The 18,875-nt window shown below is 66.5% G+C and carries 16 protein-coding genes, 1 tRNA gene and 1 other RNA gene; 12 read left to right on the forward strand and 6 right to left on the reverse strand.

What is annotated here, in order from left to right:
• Nucleotides 1-28: 28 nt before the first annotated feature.
• From ACNSTU_RS01660 to ACNSTU_RS01695, 8 genes are all read left to right on the forward strand, one after another.
• Nucleotides 29-3,031 (forward strand): PAS domain-containing protein, encoded by a 3,003-nt coding sequence (locus ACNSTU_RS01660; protein ID WP_290637295.1) that lies wholly within the window; start codon nucleotides 29-31, stop codon nucleotides 3,029-3,031.
• Nucleotides 3,032-3,035: 4 nt separating this feature from the next.
• Complete coding sequence (locus tag ACNSTU_RS01665) at nucleotides 3,036-3,404, forward strand: gamma-glutamylcyclotransferase family protein (RefSeq protein WP_290631641.1); 369 nt, start codon at nucleotides 3,036-3,038, stop codon at nucleotides 3,402-3,404.
• Between the two features lie 327 nt (nucleotides 3,405-3,731).
• Nucleotides 3,732-4,247, forward strand: a complete 516-nt coding sequence (locus tag ACNSTU_RS01670) for a 4Fe-4S dicluster domain-containing protein (protein WP_290631639.1) — start codon at nucleotides 3,732-3,734, stop codon at nucleotides 4,245-4,247.
• Between the two features lie 15 nt (nucleotides 4,248-4,262).
• Nucleotides 4,263-6,113 (forward strand): aldehyde ferredoxin oxidoreductase family protein, encoded by a 1,851-nt coding sequence (locus tag ACNSTU_RS01675; RefSeq protein WP_290637293.1) that lies wholly within the window; start codon nucleotides 4,263-4,265, stop codon nucleotides 6,111-6,113.
• Between the two features lie 13 nt (nucleotides 6,114-6,126).
• Complete coding sequence (locus ACNSTU_RS01680; protein ID WP_290631635.1) at nucleotides 6,127-7,395, forward strand: NAD(P)/FAD-dependent oxidoreductase; 1,269 nt, start codon at nucleotides 6,127-6,129, stop codon at nucleotides 7,393-7,395.
• 34 nt (nucleotides 7,396-7,429) lie between these two features.
• Nucleotides 7,430-7,684, forward strand: a complete 255-nt coding sequence (locus tag ACNSTU_RS01685) for a MoaD/ThiS family protein (protein WP_418212028.1) — start codon at nucleotides 7,430-7,432, stop codon at nucleotides 7,682-7,684.
• Nucleotides 7,647-7,991, forward strand: a complete 345-nt coding sequence (locus tag ACNSTU_RS01690; RefSeq protein WP_290631631.1) for a hypothetical protein — start codon at nucleotides 7,647-7,649, stop codon at nucleotides 7,989-7,991. The genes ACNSTU_RS01685 and ACNSTU_RS01690 overlap by 38 nt, the downstream gene beginning before the upstream one ends.
• A 340-nt stretch (nucleotides 7,992-8,331) precedes the next feature.
• Complete coding sequence (locus ACNSTU_RS01695) at nucleotides 8,332-10,077, forward strand: diguanylate cyclase domain-containing protein (protein WP_418212029.1); 1,746 nt, start codon at nucleotides 8,332-8,334, stop codon at nucleotides 10,075-10,077.
• Nucleotides 10,078-10,088: 11 nt separating this feature from the next.
• On the opposite strand, the gene ACNSTU_RS01700 is transcribed toward ACNSTU_RS01695, so the two are convergent.
• Together ACNSTU_RS01700 and ACNSTU_RS01705 are read right to left on the reverse strand one after the other, a co-directional pair.
• Nucleotides 10,089-10,274 carry a hypothetical protein gene (locus ACNSTU_RS01700; protein ID WP_290631627.1) on the reverse strand — a complete coding sequence of 62 codons (186 nt, stop codon included), beginning with the start codon at nucleotides 10,272-10,274 and terminating at the stop codon, nucleotides 10,089-10,091.
• Nucleotides 10,275-10,410: 136 nt separating this feature from the next.
• On the reverse strand, nucleotides 10,411-11,118 hold the full coding sequence (locus ACNSTU_RS01705) for a TetR/AcrR family transcriptional regulator (protein WP_290631624.1): 708 nt from the start codon (nucleotides 11,116-11,118) through the stop codon (nucleotides 10,411-10,413).
• A gap of 176 nt (nucleotides 11,119-11,294) precedes the next feature.
• Between ACNSTU_RS01705 and ACNSTU_RS01710 the strand changes: the two genes are divergently transcribed.
• On the forward strand, nucleotides 11,295-14,429 hold the full coding sequence (locus tag ACNSTU_RS01710; protein ID WP_290631622.1) for a bifunctional diguanylate cyclase/phosphodiesterase: 3,135 nt from the start codon (nucleotides 11,295-11,297) through the stop codon (nucleotides 14,427-14,429).
• Here the strand turns inward: ACNSTU_RS01710 and ACNSTU_RS01715 are convergent.
• From ACNSTU_RS01715 to ACNSTU_RS01725, 3 genes are all read right to left on the reverse strand, one after another.
• Nucleotides 14,405-14,881, reverse strand: a complete 477-nt coding sequence (locus ACNSTU_RS01715) for a hypothetical protein (protein ID WP_290631620.1) — start codon at nucleotides 14,879-14,881, stop codon at nucleotides 14,405-14,407. The genes ACNSTU_RS01710 and ACNSTU_RS01715 overlap by 25 nt on opposite strands.
• A gap of 44 nt (nucleotides 14,882-14,925) precedes the next feature.
• An RNA gene (gene ffs, locus ACNSTU_RS01720) (signal recognition particle sRNA small type) lies at nucleotides 14,926-15,022 on the reverse strand.
• Between the two features lie 35 nt (nucleotides 15,023-15,057).
• Nucleotides 15,058-15,148: transfer RNA gene (locus tag ACNSTU_RS01725), tRNA-Ser, on the reverse strand.
• Nucleotides 15,149-15,288: 140 nt separating this feature from the next.
• Between ACNSTU_RS01725 and dnaX the strand changes: the two genes are divergently transcribed.
• From dnaX to recR, 3 genes are read left to right on the forward strand one after another with little or no spacing between them, the layout of a single operon-like run.
• Nucleotides 15,289-17,013, forward strand: a complete 1,725-nt coding sequence (dnaX, locus tag ACNSTU_RS01730) for a DNA polymerase III subunit gamma/tau (protein WP_290631618.1) — start codon at nucleotides 15,289-15,291, stop codon at nucleotides 17,011-17,013.
• Nucleotides 17,014-17,046: 33 nt separating this feature from the next.
• Nucleotides 17,047-17,376 (forward strand): YbaB/EbfC family nucleoid-associated protein, encoded by a 330-nt coding sequence (locus ACNSTU_RS01735; protein WP_290631616.1) that lies wholly within the window; start codon nucleotides 17,047-17,049, stop codon nucleotides 17,374-17,376.
• Nucleotides 17,377-17,976, forward strand: coding sequence for a recombination mediator RecR (recR, locus tag ACNSTU_RS01740; RefSeq protein WP_290631615.1), 600 nt, complete (start codon nucleotides 17,377-17,379; stop codon nucleotides 17,974-17,976). It abuts the gene before it with no gap.
• On the opposite strand, the gene rsgA is transcribed toward recR, so the two are convergent.
• Entirely contained in the window at nucleotides 17,967-18,857 is an 891-nt protein-coding gene (rsgA, locus tag ACNSTU_RS01745) for a ribosome small subunit-dependent GTPase A (RefSeq protein ID WP_418212030.1), read from the reverse strand. The genes recR and rsgA overlap by 10 nt on opposite strands.
• Nucleotides 18,858-18,875: the final 18 nt, after the last annotated feature.

Genomic DNA, 18,875 nt, shown 5'->3' on the forward strand with positions numbered 1-18,875 from the left:
GCAACCGCATGCAGGGAGGAGGCGTTCGGTGAATCTGTGGCTCGACACTTACCGACTACTCCTGGCTGCGGCGCTCGTCGGCCTCGGCGCCGTCGCCACGCTGTCGTCCGGCGGTCTGGTGCTCACCGGCGCCGCCGGGTTCACCGGCGTTGAATCACTGCTCGGCGATCTTTCCGTCTTCTCCGGTCTGGCGTTCGCATTGGCCGGCGCCGGCTGGATGACCCTGTTCGCCGGTGTCGCGACGGTCGCCGCGTCGCTTGCCGCCATCGCGGTCGCGGCGTCGCTGCTGGCCTTGACCGGCGGATGGGTGGTCCCCGCCGACGTGCCCGGCGGCAGCGTTGGCGGTCTGGTTGCGGCCGTGCTGCTGGTCGCCAGCCTCCCGGATCGCGTGCCCTTTCCCTGGCGCGCCGCCGGTGCCACGGCCCTGATTGCGGCGGTCGCGCTATGGTTACTCGATGTACCGATGGCTGCGCTCGCGATGGGGCTGGCCGGTGGATTCCTGCTGCCCGGAACGCCGCACCCCGGGGACGTCTCACGGTTGCAAGGACGGGCCAGTCTCCTGCTCCCCGTTGCAGCGTTCGGTGGTGTGCTGCTGGGCACGTTGTTGCTCTGGCAGGTAATCCTGCACGAGGAGCGCGGGCACTGGGTGGAGCGCACCGAGGGCGTTCTCGACCGCTTCCACGTCGTGGTCGCCTCTGATCTGGGGCTGCGGGTGGAGGCCATGGAGCGCATGGCGCGGCGCCTTGAACAGCGGCCGGACCTGACCGAAGAGGAGTGGCGAAGCGACGCCGCGGCCTACCTCACCCACTTTCCGGATCTGGAAGGCGTCGGTCTGTTGGGACCGGAGGGCGTGCTGCGCTGGTCGCAGGGCCGGTTGTGGCGGGAGGCCATGGCGCCCGAAGCGTTTCAGCATGACCGCCGCGCGGCCCTGCCATTGGAAGCCGCCGCCGAGACTGGTCGTACACGTCTCTCGCCGGTATTCCAGCGGCTCCGGGACAGCGCCTTCGTCTACATGATTACACCGGCCCCGCATCAGGGAGGGGACGGCGGATTCCTGATTGGTGTGCGCCGGCTCGATGGGTTGTTCCGGCATGCCCGCGCCGGTGTCGAGCCCGGTTTCGTCTTTCAGGTCCGCGAGCGCGACGGCGCGCACGTGTTCGGCCCGGAGGTCGGGCCTGGTGAGGGTGGTCTCGTCCAGGCGGAGCGAACGGTCGCCCTGTACGGTGCGACCTGGACAGCCACCGCCTGGCCCGATCTGCCGCTGATCGCCGCGGAGCGGTCACGGGTCGGCGATGTGGTGCTGTTCAGCGGCGTGCTGCTGGCGCTGATCGGCCTGGTGGCCATGCGTCTGGCCCTGCTGGCCCGGGAGCGCGCCGTGACCGCCGCCCGGAATGCCGAGGCCTTGCAACTGGTGATGGTGGAGCGGGAACGCACGGAGGCCCGCCGGCAGGCTACGGCCCTGCGTCTCGAGCACACGCTGGATGGTCTGGCTGATGGCTTTCTCACACTCGATGCCGGCTATCGGGTGACCTATGTCAACCGGGTGATCTGCGAAATGGCTGGGATCAAGGGACGAGACGTGATCGGGAAGCCGTTGTGGAACCTGTTCCCGGAGAACCGCGCCATCTACGATCCGCTGTATACCAAGGTAATGGAGACCGGCCAGCCGCTGGTGGAGGAGGTGCGTGATCCGGCGCTGAACCGCTGGCTGGACGTCCGCGTCTATCCCACCGAGGACGGCGTGGCCGTCTACCTGCGGGACATTTCGGAGGCGCGGGAGAGCCGGGATCAGCTCCGTTTCCAGGCCCAGATCCTCGAGCAGATCCACGAGGCCGTGATCGGTTCGGACCTGGCGGGCAACATCACCTTCTGGAATGGCGGTGCCGAACGTCTGTTCGGGTATCAGGCAGAGGCCATGGTGGGCAGCCCGCTGCGGCTGCTACGCCCCGGGCCGGATCAGTTGTCCCTGCGCCGTGAGTTCATGGAGCCGGTGCTTCTCAAGGGGGCGCACGAGCTGCAGCTGCAGCTCGAGAACAGTGACGGTGAGGCGTTCGCGGCGATGATCTCCCTCTCTCTGACTCGTGACTCGGAGGGGCGGGCCACCGGTGTGCTGGCCTTCATTCTCGATGTGACGCAACGGGTGGAGTTCGAGACCGATCTGCAGGAAGCGCTTACCCGTGCGCAGATCTACGCCCGGAGGCTGCGGGAGCTGGGCCGCATTTCTCTGGCGCTGAACACCACCAGCAACTGGCGACGGGCCGTGGACACACTGGCCCGGGAGTCGCGTGAGCTGCTCGAGTCGCACCTGTGTCAGGTGACGGTGCTGGACAGCACCGCGGGGCAGGGGTTGTCATCGGTGATCGCGGCTTCGGAGAAGTACGCCGGTTTCAGTGACAGCCAGGAGCTGATTGCCCCCGACTGGCTGTGGGAGCAACTGCGGCGGTCCCAGGCGCCGGTTCTGCTGACCGAGGCAGAATTCGAGGACGAAAACGGCGAAGCGGGCTTTCCGCGCTGTGGTCTCGGTGTTCCCATCGTCAATCATGACGCAAGGGTGATCGGCATGGTGTTCTGTGCCGACCGCTACCGGGGCGAGTTCACCGCTGACGATGAGGCGATCGGAGTACAGCTAGCCCAGTATGCCGGCGCGGTGCTGTCCAAGAGCGAGGCGCTGGACGCCATGCGCGCGGTCGATGCGCAGCATCGCGAGCAACTGGAGTTCCTCAGTACGGTTACCCGCAGTGTCACCGAGGGAATCGTGGTGACCGATGCGCATGGTGTCATCGACTACGTGAATCCGGCGGCCAAGACGCTGCTGAACCGGGATGGCGCGGAGCTGGTCGGCTACCGGTTGCTGGACCTGCTGGGCGAGACAGAGCCGGTGGTGACCACACCCGGCGAAGTGTCGGATGCCTGGAAAACCACTGTGAAGCGGGGCGACGGCCGGCCACGGACCCTGGTTTTCCGTGTGTCGCAACTGGCCGAGGGACGCTGGCAGAATGGCCGGGTACTGGTCTTCAGTGAGGAGCATTAGGCCCGTGTCCCGCCTGCTCGGAGAACAGATCTTTGTGTACGGTACCCTGCGCCGGGGAGGCAGCAATCACCGGTTGTTGCAGGATGCGCGCTTGCTGGGCGAACATCTCACCGATCCGGTGTTCGCCATGCTCGACATCGGCCCGTATCCCGGGGTGGTGCCCGGTGGGCAGACGGCGGTCCGGGGCGAAGTCTACGTCGTGACGCCCGCGCGGTTCCGGGAGCTGGACGCCCTCGAGGACTACCCCCGCACCTACACGCGCCGGCCCCTGACCACACCCTGGGGCGATGCCTGGATCTACCTCTACAGACCCCGTGGCCAGCGGCTGCCGCAGGTCTCCTCAGGCGACTGGTTCCGTTCCTCCCGGCCCTGACGGCCGGCTCCCGGCGCGCCACCGATCCGGTGGACCTGAAGGTCCACCCTACGTCCCGTTGCCCCGGCCCGCCGCCAGCCTCGTAGGGTGGACCTTCAGGTCCACCACCAGCGCACGCCCGTCCGCCGCCAGCCCCCGTAGGGTGGACCTTCAGGTCCACCACCAGCGCCGGACCACGGCTTCGCACTGCAGCAAAGAAAACGCATGACTTCTTCAGTAATGGCGCCTATTCTCAATTGGAAGGGCATCGCAGAATGTCCTGCCTGACAAGGCTTTGGCGGTTGCGAGGCTCAGAACGCAAACGGTGCCGAAGCGGAGGAGAAAGCCATGGCAATGGCTCTTAAACTGGAACCCGAGAAATGTACCGGGTGCCTGCAGTGCGAAATGGCCTGTTCCTACGAGAACGAGGGCGTCTTCAACCCGGCCAAGTCCCGAATCAAGGTCTTCAGCTTCCACGAGGAAGGCAAGTTCGCTCCCTATACCTGCACCCAGTGCGAGGAAGCCTGGTGCATGCATGCCTGCCCTGTGGAAGCCATCGTCGTCGATATGGCGACGGGCTCCAAGAACGTGCTCGAGGACGTCTGCGTGGGGTGCAAGGTGTGCACGATTGCCTGCCCCTTCGGCACCGTCAACTACGAGCCGGATTCCGGCAAGGTCATCAAGTGTGACCTCTGTGGCGGCGACCCCTGGTGTGCCAAGGCCTGCCCCACCGGCGCCATTACCTATGTCGACGAGGCGGATACCACTTACGAGCGCATGCGCGCCTGGGCACAGCAGGCGCCTTCGGCTCCCGCGCGGTTCAACCCGCCGAAGCCGAAGGAAGTGCAGGTGTTCGAGCGCTGAGCGGAGGATCAAGTCATGGCCTGGACGGGAAACGTGCTGCGGGTGAATCTCACCAATGGCAGCATCAAGAGTGAGCCCCTGAACAAGCAGTGGGCGCGGGACTACCTGGGGCAGCGCGGACTGGCCACCAAATACCTGGTGGAGGAGGTCGACCCCGCGGTCGACGCACTGTCGCCGGAGAACAAACTGATCATGGTCACCGGCCCGCTGACCGGAACCATGGCCTCGACCGGTGGCCGGTACTCGGTGGTCACCAAGAGCCCGCTGACCGGGGCGGTCGCCTGCTCCAACTCCGGCGGCTATATCGGCGCCGAGCTGAAAATGGCCGGCTGGGATATGGTGATCTTCGAAGGACGCTCCGAGAAACCGGTCTACCTGCATATCGAAAACGAGGACGCAAGGCTGCTGCCCGCCGACGAGATCTGGGGCAAGAGCGTCTGGGAGGCGGACGGCATTCTGCACCGCCGCCACCAGGATCCGGACATGCGCATCTCGTGCGTCGGCCGGGCGGCCGAGGCCGGCAATCTGTATGCGGCCATCGTCAATGACCTGCACCGGGCTGCCGGGCGCTCCGGCGTCGGCACCGTCATGGCCTCCAAGCACCTGAAAGCGGTGGCCGTGCGCGGCAGCCGTGGGGTCGGCAATATCAAGGATCCGATGCGTTTCATGCAGGCGACCGAGGCCGGCAAGAAGGTGCTGGCCGACAACGCGGTCACCGGTGGCGGGCTGCCCCAGTACGGCACGCAGGTGCTGATGAACGTCATCAACGAGATGGGCGCCATGCCCACCCGCAACATGCGCGAGGTGCAGTTCGAGAGCGCCCACAGGATATCCGGCGAGGCCATGCATGAGCCGCGCGAGAGCGATGGCAAGCCGAACCTCACCACCAACGCGGCCTGTTTCGCCTGCACCATTGCGTGCGGACGGATCTCGACCATCGACCAGGGGCACTACACGGTAAAGAACAAGCCCGAGTACTGGCACGCCTCCGGCGGGCTGGAGTATGAGGCCGCGTGGGCGCTGGGCTCGGACACCGGCGTGGACGACATCGACGCCCTGACCTACGGGATGTTCCTGTGCAACGAGGACGGCATCGACCCTATCTCCTTCGGTGCAACGGTGGCAGCCGCCATGGAGCTCTATGAACTGGGCGCCATCACCAAGGACGACACCGGCGGGCTGGTGCTGACCTTCGGCTCCGCGGAGGCCCTGACCACCTGTGCCGAACTCACCGCCAGGGGCGAAGGCTTTGGCAAGGAGCTCGGGCTGGGTTCAAAGCGCCTGTGCGAGAAGTATGGCCACCCGGATCTCTCCATGACCGTCAAGGGGCAGGAGTTCCCGGCCTACGACCCGCGTGGCATCCAGGGCATGGGGTTGGCGTACGCCACCTCCAACCGGGGCGCCTGCCACCTGCGTGGCTATACGGTGTCCTCCGAGGTGCTGGGCATTCCGGAGAAGACCGATCCCCTGGTTACCGAAGGCAAACCTGAGCTGGTCAAGGCATTCCAGGATGCCACCGCGGCAGTTGATTCCAGTGGCCTGTGTGTGTTCACCACGTTCGCGTGGACGCTGGACGACATCGCACCGCAGATCGACGCCGCCTGCGAGGGCGAATGGAGCTCGGAGTACCTGCTGCAGGTTGGGGAGCGCATCTGGAACCTGGAGCGTGACTTCAACCTCAGGGCCGGGCTCACCGGCAAGGACGACACTCTGCCGAAGCGGTTGCGCAAGGATGCCGCGAACGTGGGGCCCGCCCAGGGGATGGTCAACGACGTGGAGGCGATGATGCCCCGCTACTACGCCATCAGGGGCTGGACCGAGGACGGCCGGATCACCGACGAGACGCGGCAGCGGCTCGGGCTGTAGACGGAGGCACACCATGAGACACGTCATTGTTGGCGCCGGCCCCGCCGGCGTGGTCGCCGCCGAGCAGCTGCGCGGGCACGACCCCGAGGCCGAGATCACCCTGATCAGCGGCGAGCCGGAGCCGCCATACTCCCGTATGGCGATTCCCTACTATCTGATCGAGAACATCGACGAAGCCGGCACGTACCTGCGCAAGCAGTCGGGCTACTTCGACGAGCAGCGGATTCGCGTGCTGCACGACCAGGTCACCGGCGTGGACTCGGGTAGCCACAGCGTTGCCCTGGCCCAGGGCGGCAGCCTCGGGTTCGACCGCCTGCTGGTTGCCACCGGCTCCCGGCCGTTGGACTTGCCGGTGCCCGGCGGCGACCGGCCGGAGGTCCATCACTGCTGGACGCTGGAGGACGCCCGCGCCATTGTGCGGGGAGCGCAACCGGGCGCCAAGGTGGTGCTGATCGGGGCGGGTTTCATCGGCTGCATCATCCTGGAGTCACTGGCCCTGCGGCGCACCGAGCTCACGGTTGTGGAGGCGGGGAATCGCATGGTGCCACGCATGATGGATGAAACCGCCGGCGGCCTCATCAGGGACTGGTGCGAGTCCAGGGGCGTTCGGGTTCATGTGGATGCGAAGGTTGCGTCCATCGATGACGGCCGTGGCAACCACGCCGCCGCGGTGCGCCTGGAGAACGGCCAGGTACTGGATGCCGACGTGGTGATTGCCGCGGTGGGCGTGACCCCCAACGCGGAATTCCTCCAGGGTGCCGGTCTGGACATGGATGCCGGCATACTGGTGGACCGGCAGCTCAAATCCAGCGTCGACGGCATCTACGCCGCCGGCGACGTGGCCCAAGGGGTGGACTTCTCCACCGGCGGGCAGTCGGTGCATGCCATTCAGCCGACCGCCGCCGACCATGCCCGGGTCGCGGCGAGCAACATGGTGGGGAGGCACCAGGCCTACCACGGCAGTGTCAACATGAACGTCCTCGACACCCTCGGGCTCATTTCCAGCTCGTTCGGGTTGTGGATGGGTAAGGATGGCGGCGACAGCATCACCGTGCACGACCCGGATCGCTACCGTTACCTGAACCTCCAGTTCGAGGACGACCGTATGGTGGGTGCCAGTGCACTGGGCCTGACCGAGCACGTGGGCGTGCTGCGCGGCCTGATCCAGACCCGGGTCAGGCTCGGGGTCTGGAAGGAGCGGCTGCGCAAGGATCCGAGCCGGCTCATGGAGGCGTACCTCGGCGCAACGCGACCCATCGGCTACAACGCCCATGTGCTCTGACCGTGCTGACAGTTCCCCCGCGCAGGGGCAGGAGATGATCCGGCTGCGGGTTAAGCTCTTCGCAAGCCTGCACGTCTACCTCCCCGACGGGGCGGAATGCAACGAGGTGACCGTCGAGTACCCGGCGGGGATTACACCCAACGCCCTGCTGGCGGAGCTGGGCGTTCCGCGGGAGATGGCGCACCTGGTGCTGCGCAACGGCGTCTACATCAAACCGGCGGAACGGGGTCGGCCGGTGCTCGGTGACGGCGATGCGTTCGCGGTCTGGCCGCCAGTGGCTGGCGGATAGCGTGGCCGGCCATGCCCGTGGCGAGGAGCGGATCACCAAGGAAATGGGGCTGCGCGAGATGGAGTTCGTGCAGGCGCTGCCTGCGGTTCTGGCGGGCTATCAGTGGCAGCGCAGCGGCAATGTGGTGACGGCCTGGCGTGAGACGGGAACGATCCGGCTGGAGTTCGGCCCCGAGCAGGTGCGTCGGATCGCCTCGGTGTCGCTGCCATGGATGCCCGTGACCCTGATTTTTGTCGACTTCCCGGAAGCGGAACGGAAGGCGTTCATGGACCACTTCAACCGGCGATTTCAGCGCGGTGGCGGCTGAGATCGGGGCGATGATGCAACCCGCATGTCAGTCTGCTATACCTTGAGTTAATTGGATGGTCGAGTCAGTTCCGGTTTCTGTCAGGTCTGAGCCGGCAACCGGCATTTGGAGGAGTCCCGCTCCTCCCGTTTTATACTCGCCGGGGTGAGAATCTCACCCCGGCCCTCTCGAGCTGGGCAACATCAGGAGCAACACGTCTGCAACTAAGGGGTATGGGTTTGCGCAAAAAAGGGAAGTTCCAGGGCCAAGGACCTGGTGACGCCTCAATATAGAAAAATTGCAAAGGCGGGGTGGTGCGGTGCGAACGTCAACCGATACCGGCCCAACGGACGGTCTGTCCGTGGGTGGACGTGAGAGTGTTTCGGAAACAGCCGCGGCGGGCGGCAACCCGGCGGAACGCGTTCGGGCCGTGAACGTGCCGGTGCTCCAGGAGATCTGCCTTGCGCTGGAGGCCGTACTGCCCGGCGCGCTGGCCATCATACGCATTGATGGTAATGAAACCGGCGCTATCGTTGGCGGTTGTGACGCTGGGTGCCGGGCCGCCGAGCGGCTGCAGTCCATGGCGGCGAAGGGGCATGCTCTACCGGCGGGGCGTCAGGAGGCCGTGGTTGCCATTGACGAGGCGCTCGATTGGGCATGGATCGGGATAATCCTGCCGGATTGTGGCCTGCATGCGGTGACCTGCGATGTGATCGCCGATGGTGCGGGCAATCACCTTGGTGGGTTGTATGTGTTCCATGGTGCCACCGGTGCCGCGCCTCGCGGATGCGAGGCGATCGTGAGTCGGTTTGCGCAGCTTGCGGCCGTGGTCATGGGGGTTAATAACGCCCTCATGGCAGTGCGCAACGAAGCCAATCGGGACGGACTGACCGGACTGATCAATCGCCGCAGGCTCATGAGCCTGCTGAGGGATGACCTGGCCGTGGACTCCCAGCGCGACCAGGTGGCCGTGCTGCTCCTGGACATCGACGACTTCAAGAGCGTGAATGATCGCAGCGGGCACGGAGTTGGCGACAGCGTGCTCATGGTGGTGGCCGACCGGTTGCTCGCGGGCGTGCGCCCCGGGGACGAGGTCGCGCGGCTGGGCGGTGACGAATTCGTGGTCCTGATGCGGGACGTGGACCGCGCAGCAAGTGAGCACGTTGCGTCGCGGCTACTGAACAACCTGCGGGAACCGCTTCACGTGGAAGGTGTCACCCAGCGACTGACGCCCAGCATGGGGCTGGCGTTGTCCGCGGACTTCCCGGACTGCCCGCCGGAGCGGCTTCTGGATGAGGCGGACGCTGCCATGTATCTGGCGAAGCGGGAGGGTAAGGACGGGATGCGCACTGCCGGGGCGCACAGTGAACGGCGCCGCCCTGACACGAGGCTGCTCGAGTTGATGACGGATCCCGGCGTGCTGGACGAATGCCTGGTGCTGCACGCCTGGCCGCGCTGGCGGGACGGGGTCATGGTCGGTCGGCAACTGCTGCTGCAGTGGTGGGACAGGGATGCGGATCGGCTGCGTTCCATGCAGGGGCTGTTACGCCAGATCCAGACGCCGGATGCCCGCATGGAAGTGCAGCGCATCTGCCGCGAGGCGATTCGGGACCGCCTGAACCCCGGCTGGTTCGCCGACGGCATGCGAGTGGCCGTGCGGCCGCCGCGTCCGGCGCTGCTGGATCCGGGTTACCCGGAATTCCTTGCCGGTTGTCTCAAGGACAAGCACGCTCTGCCGCCCCAGATGGAGCTGGATGTGACGGAAATCATGGGCGACCCGCCCGCGCGCATCCGGGCGAGCCTCGAACGTCTGCGCGAGCGGATGCCGGGGCTGCGTATTGCGGTGCGCACGATCGAGCAGAACGCACTGTCCATGGAATTGCTGGAGGCGACGCGCCCCGATGTGCTGCGCATCTCCGTCAGGGATGTGCTCGCCGCAGAGCGCAACGGAATGGACCCGGCGGCGGCGCTGGAGGCGATGTGCGCCTTGGCACGCTCCTGCCATGCAGAGGCCGTCGGCGATCACGTGACCACCTCCCACGAACTGCAGCTTCTGAAGGCGGTAGGTGTCCGGTACTGGCAGGGCCCGTGCGAGATCGCTCCGTAGGAGACGCGGACTCAGTCGTCGATGGCTTCGCAGACGATATCGGTAATCTCCACGGCAATCGTTCTGCCGTTGGCATCCACGGAGACTTCCTCGAATTCCAGTTCCCGCTTTGCCAGGGTTTTTGCCGCCTCAAGCGTTTCGGCCTCGACGACCACGCCTTCTTCTTCTGCTCCGTGGTCCTGTGCGGTTGCAGGCACACGGCACCTCCACAGCGCCATGAGATGTCCTCCCGTGTAGCGATTACGGCTCGACTCGTTACCTCGTCATGCCGTCACTCCAAGACTAGCGCTTCCTGCCGCCGCACGTCGAGACCCGATACATGGATGCCAGCGCTCAGGAGTGGGAACCTGTGTCGGGTGTGCCGTTGGCCGCTGCATCATCGCGCGCCGCCTGCCCGCTACGGGAGCCGCCGATAATTGCGCGGAAGATACCGGTGAGCTGGCGTTCCATCTGGTCTGCGTCGAGGCCGGTATCCCCGGATAGCCATTCCACCAGCAGCTCGTTGGTTGCCCCGACCAGGGCCACGCCCGCGAGGCGGTAGTCCGCTGGCGCTAGTATGCCGCGGTCGGCCATGTGGCCTGCGGCCCCGGCGATGACCTCGGCGAAGTGACGGATCACGTCCCGTCGCCGGCTCTCCAGTTCGCGGCTCACGCCAACGGTTTCCACCAGGGCAAGGCGTGCCCGGGTGGGGTTGTTCATGCACAGCCGGGCAAACCCGCGCAGGGCGTCAAGCACCCGCTCCACGGGGTCGTCGTCTTCGCGAGCGCGGAGCCGCTCCATGACCACGGTCAGCGCATCGTCGATGAATCTATCGAACAGGGCGGTCAGGAGCTCTTCGCGGGAGCGGAAATGCTCGTAGAAGTGGCGGGTTGTCACGCGCGCATGGGCGCACAGCCGCTCGATGGATGTGTTGGGATAGCCGTCCCTGCCCATGAGCTCCAGACCGCTGAGCAGCAGGCGCTCGCGGCGTTCTTCGCGCAGCTCTTCCTTGGTTCGGCCGCGGTAACGACGGGATGTGGGCTGATTCGGGCTCTTTGCCATGGGATGCTCTGTTTGGATGTGATTTCCGGATTATTGAGCAAGCCGGGGGGCGATGTCCAAGGCGGGTGTCGTTAATGAGAGCTGGTTGGTCGTTTGGCCTCTCAAGGCGTGACATTATCGCCCGAGCGCGATCGCGAACCGGCTCGCCGGTTCAAGGAAGGACAGGGCGGGAGTGTATGCGAAAAGACCATCAACTTCCCCGGTTGCCGGCCCGTGTTGCGTTGCTGTACGCGCTAGTGGCGGGGTTGTGGATTCTGTTCAGCGACTCCGCGCTCGTGGCGGTGGGGCTGGATCCCGAGGCCCACGCCCTGATCAGCATGGGCAAGGGCTTTGCCTTCGTCGCGGTGACGGCGGTCCTGCTGTTTATTGCGCTCCGCAGTGGCGTCTCCGGGCAACTGCGCGCCTTTGATGCAATGGAAGACGCGGAACAACGTCAGCGCCAGCGGGTCGAGGCGCTTCCGCACGCCTTCCTGGAAGTGGATGTGGGCGGCGTAATCCGGTTCGGTAACCCGGAAGCGGAGCGGATGTTCGGCGTGGCCGGACCGTCGCTGACCGGCACGGAGCTCGGTGAGCTCCTGCGTGGCCTGAGTGCGCACCAGCAGCTGTCCGCGGCACTGGAACTCGTGCGCTGCGACAGCGATGGCGCCGGCAGTTTTCGCGGCCAACTGGCGGCGGACACCACCGAGCCGGTGGAGCTGCGCGTCGACTGGTCCATCGACCCCTACGGACCGGCCGGCCGACAGCTCGTGGCGGTGGTGACCGATATTACCGCCTGGGTGAGGGCGTCTGCCGAGAGCCGACGGTTGGCCACCGTGCTCGAGGCCACGACGGATCTCGTGGCGACGCTTACTCCGGAAGGTGACATCACCTACCTCAACCGGGCCGGACGTGCGCTGCTGGGTGTGCAACGGGAGGCGGTGGACGGCACGCTGGAGGCACAGCAGTTCATGCCCTTCTGGGCGCAGCGGCTGGCCCGCGACTACGCCGTGCCGGAGGCGTTGCGCTCCGGTACCTGGAGTGGCGAGATGGCGCTCAAGACCCGCAGCGGCCGCGAGCTGCCGGTCTCCCAGGTGGTTGTCGCCCATCGCGATGATCAGGGGCAGGTGCAGTATCTGTCCACGATCGCGCGTGACATCTCCGAACGCAAGGTCATGGACGAGGCCCTGTACGCGTCCCGCGAGCAGTACCGCTCCCTGGTGGAGAATACCCATGACGGCCTGGTGGTGTCCCAGCACGGCCGTGTGCGGTACGTCAATCCGCAGCTCGCGAACCTGCTCGGCTTCGTGTCGGCGGAGTACACGGCCGGCTCATCCATGGCGTTCGTGCACCCGGAAGACCGTGACCGCGTGCGGGAATGGTACCGCTCCATTCAACGGGGTGACGGTGCCGAGCCGTGCATGCGGTTCCGTTTTCTGACCGTGACGGGGGGTGTGTGCTGGGTGGAGGGCAAGGCCAGCACGATACTGTGGGAAGGTGCTGACGCGACGTTGTCGTTCTTCACCGATATCACCGAGCAGGTCCAGGCAGAGGGGCGCCTGGAGTATCTGGCAGAATACGATGCCCTCACCGGGCTCCCCAATCGCGATCTCTTTCTCGCCCGGCTGGATGATGCCATTACCCACGGTGAGGCCCAGGATGGCGCCGTTGGGGTGGTCTATCTCAACCTCACCCGCTTCCAGATCTTCAACGACAGCTACGGCCACGAACTGGGTGACCGGTTGCTGCGGGCCGTGGCGGAGCGTCTGGCGGACGCTGTCGACGACGGGGATGTTGTCTCCCGGGTCGGGGGTGACGAGTTCGCGGTCATTCTCGACGGTCTTCCGGACGCGGATGCCATTCCTCCGGGCGTGCGCGCCCTGCTGACGTCCATGGAGGAGCCCTTCCGCGTGCAGGGGCACGAGTTCTACGTCAGCGCCAGTGCCGGGATAGCCGTCTACCCGGAGGATGGGGCCCGGCCCGAGTTGCTGTTGCGCAATGCCGCGAGTGCCCTGGACGCGGTAAAGAAGTCCGGTGCCGGCGCGTACCATTACTACGCGGCTGGGCTGAACGAGAATGCGCGCCGCCGGTTGGCACTGGAGACCGACCTTCGCCATGCGCTGGGTCGAGGTGAGTTCGAACTGCATTTCCAACCCCAGGCCGATATGCAGAACGGGCGGCTGACCGGAGCGGAAGCCCTGCTGCGCTGGAATCATTCCGAGCGCGGGCTGGTGATGCCGGGGGACTTCATCCCGTTGCTGGAAGAGAGCGAGCTGATCCTCGATGTGGGCGCGTGGGTGCTGGAACAGGCCTGCCTTGCCCAGCGCCGGTGGTGGCGGGAGCACGGGCAGGATCTGGTGGTATCCGTGAACCTGTCGGCGCGACAGCTCGATGACCCTCAGCTGGTGGATCGCGTGCGGCAGATCCTTGACCGCACGGATGTCGATCCGCGCCGGGTAGAGCTGGAGATCACCGAGAGTTCACTCGTCCATCACCCGGAAGAGGCGGCGGCGACCCTGGAAGCGCTCAAACGGCTCGGGCTCAGCCTGGCCGTGGACGATTTCGGCACCGGATACTCCAGCCTCAGCTACTTCCGCCGGTTTCCCGTGGACACGCTCAAGATCGACAAGGCGTTCGTCAGTGAACTGACCCGGGATCCCGACACCGCGGGCATCGTTCGCGCCATTATCGCCATGGCGGACAGCCTGCACTGCCATATCGTTGCCGAGGGGGTCGAGACCCTGGGGCAGCTCCGGATGCTGCGCCAGTATGGATGCAACTGGATGCAGGGGTATCTCCTCAGCCGGCCGTTGCCCGAGGCTGCATTCGATGACCTGGTCCGCGGCGGAGACGGGTTCCAGGTGGCGGATGCCGACGACACCGACGGTGCCGGTCTGCTGCTTGTCGGTAGTGACGATGCCGTTCGCCGGCAGCTGGAGGCGGTGACGCATGAACACCGATTGCCAGTAGCCCGTGTGGCGACCACGGACGAGGCCTTCGAGTGGCTGGCGACGCGGGAGACGGCGGTAATGATTGTTGACCAGAACGCGTACGACAGCGACATGACGCCGTTCGCGGCGCGGGTTCAGGATCTCCATCCGCGGGTCGGGCGGCTCTTGATGGGGGGAGTCGGCGAGGTGCTCGTCGGTGCCCATCAGGTGGGGCAGCAGCGCGCGTTTCAGCGCTTCGTCGACCAGGCAGCGTCCGAGTCCGTGCTGCAGCAGGTCGTGCAGGATGCCATCGGCGCGTATGCGCAGAAGCGGGAACGCGGCGCCATTGGCGGCCGTGCCGGTGGCCGCAGCCAGCAGCGTCAGTCGGCGTCGCGGGGTGCGTAGCGCTGGAGCTGTTCCAGGAGCTCTGCGGTACGGCGCGCCGGCAGTGGAGGAGCTGCTGCGGGCTGCAGCTCTGCCAGACGTGCGCGGGTCCAGGGGGCGTCGCCCTGACGCAGCGTCTCGAGGGTGCCCCACCAGCGCACCTGGAAGACCGGAGCCGCACAGGCGTTGACCGCGTCACGGAGCTCCGCGCTCGTGCCCCTGATCTCCAGCCCGGCCAGCGCGTCCTGGAGCACGTCGCGCAGGCGGATGTAATCCAGCCCGTCGAGCCCCCGGCGGCGAGGCTCCACGCGCGCCAGATAATGGCCCATTTCGCTGCGGCCGGAAAACCAGACCATGACGGTGGAGGCGTCGCCGCCCGAGTCGGTGACCAGGCCGAGGCGATAGCGACGCGGGTCGCGCGCTGCCATCAGCGCATCGATCTCCGCGATGTCCTTGCCTTCCCATGGAAACATGTGCGCGGGTGGTCCGGATGGGGGAGCTGAAATAGGGAGGCGGCGAATACCAGCCACACCCCGGCGCCCGAGTCCACTGCTGCGGCTGCTCCCTTCCGGGCCTGACCGGGTTCACAGCTTATCGCCGCGGGGGGACCGGCACCGCCGCCATTGAATCGGCACTGCCTAACTGAAAATGGCGGAGAGGGAGGGATTCGAACCCTCGGTACGGGGTGACCGTACACGCGCTTTCCAGGCGCGCTCCTTCGACCGCTCGGACACCTCTCCGGTCTACGATGGTGCGTGCCATCGAGGGCGGGAAGATTAAACCAGAACAGCTGCTGGTGCAATGCATCCGGTGACGGGCGAGGGGCTGTCGGGAGGTGTTACAATTCCGTCCACTTGGGACAGGGTTGGCGACTACCGGCATGAGTTATCAGGTACTGGCGCGCAAGTACAGGCCGAGAAGCTTTGCGGACATGGCGGGTCAGGAGCACGTGCTGCGTGCGCTGATCAACGGTCTGGAGAACGACCGCCTGCACCACGCCTACCTCTTCACCGGCACCCGCGGCGTGGGCAAGACCACGGTCGCCCGGGTACTCGCCAAGTGCCTGAACTGCGAAACCGGCGTCACCAGTGAACCCTGCGGCACCTGTAGTGCGTGCACATCCATCGACGAGGGCCGTTTCGTCGATCTGATCGAGGTGGACGCGGCCTCGCGCACCCGGGTGGAAGACACCCGCGAGCTGCTGGATAACGTGCAGTATGCGCCGACCCACGGGCGCTACAAGATCTACCTGGTGGACGAAGTGCACATGCTGTCCACCCACAGCTTCAATGCGCTGCTGAAGACGCTGGAAGAGCCGCCTCCCCACGTGAAGTTCCTGCTGGCCACCACCGACCCGCAAAAGGTGCCGGTGACCATTCTCTCGCGCTGTCTCCAGTTCAACCTGAAGCGGTTGCCGGCGAGTCTGATCGCGGATTATCTGGGCCGGGTGCTGCAGCAGGAGGGGATCACCGCGGAGGCGCCGGGGCTTGCCCGGCTCGCGCGGGCAGCGGACGGCAGCATGCGCGATGCCCTCAGCCTCACGGATCAGGCCCTGGCGTTCGGTGGTGGACAGGTCACCGACGACGACGTGCGCGGCATGCTGGGGAGCATCGAGGATCACAGCGTGCTCGACATCATCGAGGCACTGGCCGGTCAGGATGGCGACGGGCTCATGGGCGTGGTGGATCAGCTCGCCGAGCGCAGCCCCGATTTCGCGGACGTGCTCGCCGCCATTCTGACCAACCTCCACCTGATCGGTCTGTTGCAGACGGTGCCCCGGTCCGTGGACGCGGACCATCCCGACCATGGCCGCCTGCAGGCGCTTTCCGGTGCACTGACACCAGAGGATGTCCAGCTATTCTACCAGATCGCGCTCACCGGGCGCCGTGACCTGCCGCTGGCGCCGGAGCCGCGCATGGGTTTCGAGATGGTGCTGCTGCGCATGCTGGCGTTTCGTCCGGATGATGGCAGCGCACCGCCCGCGGCGGGGAGTGGCCCGGCCTCGGGCCGCACTACCGGGCAGCAGCGCGGCGCGACCGAAAGCGCCGGGCCGACGCCGGCCGTTTCCGCGGCCAAGGAACCCGCCGAGGGTGCACCGGAGCCGGCCGCTGAACACGGTGTCGACCCCGCGGATGCCGCCAATGCAGCGATTGCCGACGCCCCAGCCGCACCGACTGCAGAGCCCGGTGCCCCGGTGCGTGCTGATGCACTGCCGCCCTGGCACGAGCTGGTCCCGCACCTGACGCTGTCCGGCATGGCGCAGGCACTGGCGATGCAGTGCCGCTGGGGCGGGTATGCCGACGGCGTGGTGACGCTCTGCCTCGACCAGCGGCACCGCTCCCTGCGGAACAAACAGGTGGAGCAGCGGATCGAATCAGCGTTGAGCAGCCACCTCGGGGGCGCTGTCACCGTCCGCTTCCAGATGGAGCGCACGGACGCGGAGGAAGACGCGCTGGAGCAGACGCCGGCGGAACGCGTGGAAGTCGCGCGCCGCCGGCGTCAGGAAGCGGCCGAGGAGGCAATCCGGGAGGATCCGACCATTGCCGACATGCAGCAGCGCTTCGGTGCCGAGGTGCTGCCGGATTCAATTCAGCCCGCGGAGTGACCGCGGCGGTAACGCAACAGCGAGGATGATGTCATGAAAGGCGGTATGGGCAATCTGATGAAGCAGGCCCAGAAGATGCAGGCCGACATGCAGAAGGCGCAGGAAGAGATCGCGCAGATGGAGATCACCGGTCAGGCCGGTGGCGGCATGGTCTCGGTGGTCATCAATGGCAAGCACGAGTGCAAGCGTGTCGAGATCGATCCGAGCCTGTTCGGGGACGACGATGACCGTGACATGATCGCCGATCTGGTGGCGGCTGCCTTCAACGACGCCGTACGCAAGGTGCAGGATGCGACCCAGGAGCGCATGCAGGGCATGACTGAGGGTCTGGGCCTGCCGCCGGGAATGAAGCTGCCGTTCTGAATGGCCTACTCACCACTGATCGAGCAGCTGATCGCCAGCCTGCGCAGTCTGCCGGGGGTCGGCCCCAAGAGCGCGCAGCGCATGGCTTTTCATCTGCTGCAGCGGGACCGACGTGGCGGCGCTGCGCTTGCGGAGGTACTCGGCGCCGCCATGGAGCGCGTTGGTGAGTGCCGCGACTGCCGCCTTCCCACGGAGGAGGAGCTATGCTCCATCTGCCGCAGCGAGGGGCGTGATGCCGGCGTGCTTTGTCTGGTGGAAAGCCCGTCCGACGTGTTCGCCCTGGACCAGGCCACCGATTACCACGGCCGCTATTTCGTGCTGGGCGGGCGGCTGTCGCCGCTGGATGGCATCGGGCCCGCCGAGCTCGGGCTTGATCGGCTGGAGGAGCGGCTGCGCTCCGGTGAAATCCGCGAGGTGATTCTGGCGACAAGTCCCACGGTCGAGGGCGAGGCCACGGCACAGTACGTGGCCGAGCTGGCCCGGGAGAGTGGCGCAAGCTGCAGCCGCATTGCCCATGGTGTGCCCATGGGCGGTGAACTGGAGACGGTGGATAGTGGCACCCTGGGCCACGCCTTCGCCGGGCGCCGCAGCTACGAGTAACCGCCGTTGCGCTCCGCGAGCAGTTCCCGCAGGCTGGCAACGCGGCTTGCGTCGATCCGCCCCTGGTCGACGGCGTCGCGCACGGCACAGCCGGGCTCCCGGTCGTGCCCGCAGTCCCTGAATTCGCACGCGTCCGCGTAGGGTACGATCTCCGGAAATCCCGATTCGATGACGTCCCGCGACAGGTGCGCCAGGCGCAGAATGCGCACTCCTGGCGAGTCCACCAGGTCGCCTCCGCCCGGCAGCGGGTAGAGCGTCGTCTCCGTGGTCGTGTGCCGCCCCTGCCCGCTGGCCTCGGAGATGGCCTGGGTGCGCGCCTGCCGGTCGGGGACCAGGGCGTTGATGAGCGAGGACTTGCCCACGCCGGACTGACCCACCAGCAGACTGGTGCGATCGGCGAGGGCCGCGGTGAGCGTCTCCAGACCGTCGCCGGTGACGCAGCTCACGGTGTGGATCGTGCATGCGCGGGCATGGGCTCCGGCGAGCGCGGCCTGGAGGGCAGGCATGGCGTGATCGCCGAGGCGATCGCTCTTGTTGATGACTACGACGGGCGTCACGTTCAGGCTTGTCGCCAGGACCAGGTAGCGGTCCAGAAGGCGCTGATCTGGAGCGGGTTCCGAGGCGCAGACGACGACTAGCTGCTCCAGGTTCGCCGCCAGGGGGCGTTCCTGACCCCGGTAATTGGTGCGTACCAGTGTGTTGCGGCGTGGGTGAATGCGCTCGATCGCCACCTGGTGGGGCGGCTGTCCGGTCCAGTCCACGCGGTCACCGGTGATCGCGCGCCCCGTCCGGCGCCGGGTGAGGGCGCGGTAGAGTTGCCCGTCGGCGGTCTCGATGATGCTCTCGGCGCCGAAGCTGACAATGACCCTGGCTTGATCCATCCGGTACCCGATACTCCC

This window comes from Aquisalimonas sp. APHAB1-3 (assembly GCF_048323695.1).
Classification (GTDB): domain Bacteria; phylum Pseudomonadota; class Gammaproteobacteria; order Nitrococcales; family Aquisalimonadaceae; genus Aquisalimonas.

Bases quoted from the DNA above. Each gene is read 5' to 3' on its own strand.
- ACNSTU_RS01710 (WP_290631622.1), top strand. From the start codon at position 11,295: ATGCGAAAAGACCATCAACTTCCCCGGTTGCCGGCCCGTGTTGCGTTG.
- ACNSTU_RS01735 (WP_290631616.1), top strand. From the start codon at position 17,047: ATGAAAGGCGGTATGGGCAATCTGATGAAGCAGGCCCAGAAGATGCAG.
- ACNSTU_RS01675 (WP_290637293.1), top strand. From the start codon at position 4,263: ATGGCCTGGACGGGAAACGTGCTGCGGGTGAATCTCACCAATGGCAGC.
- ACNSTU_RS01680 (WP_290631635.1), top strand. From the start codon at position 6,127: ATGAGACACGTCATTGTTGGCGCCGGCCCCGCCGGCGTGGTCGCCGCC.
- ACNSTU_RS01685 (WP_418212028.1), top strand. From the start codon at position 7,430: ATGATCCGGCTGCGGGTTAAGCTCTTCGCAAGCCTGCACGTCTACCTC.
- ACNSTU_RS01705 (WP_290631624.1), bottom strand. From the start codon at position 11,118: ATGGCAAAGAGCCCGAATCAGCCCACATCCCGTCGTTACCGCGGCCGA.
- recR (WP_290631615.1), top strand. From the start codon at position 17,377: ATGGCCTACTCACCACTGATCGAGCAGCTGATCGCCAGCCTGCGCAGT.
- ACNSTU_RS01670 (WP_290631639.1), top strand. From the start codon at position 3,732: ATGGCAATGGCTCTTAAACTGGAACCCGAGAAATGTACCGGGTGCCTG.
- rsgA (WP_418212030.1), bottom strand. From the start codon at position 18,857: ATGGATCAAGCCAGGGTCATTGTCAGCTTCGGCGCCGAGAGCATCATC.
- ACNSTU_RS01715 (WP_290631620.1), bottom strand. From the start codon at position 14,881: ATGTTTCCATGGGAAGGCAAGGACATCGCGGAGATCGATGCGCTGATG.
- ACNSTU_RS01690 (WP_290631631.1), top strand. From the start codon at position 7,647: ATGCGTTCGCGGTCTGGCCGCCAGTGGCTGGCGGATAGCGTGGCCGGC.
- dnaX (WP_290631618.1), top strand. From the start codon at position 15,289: ATGAGTTATCAGGTACTGGCGCGCAAGTACAGGCCGAGAAGCTTTGCG.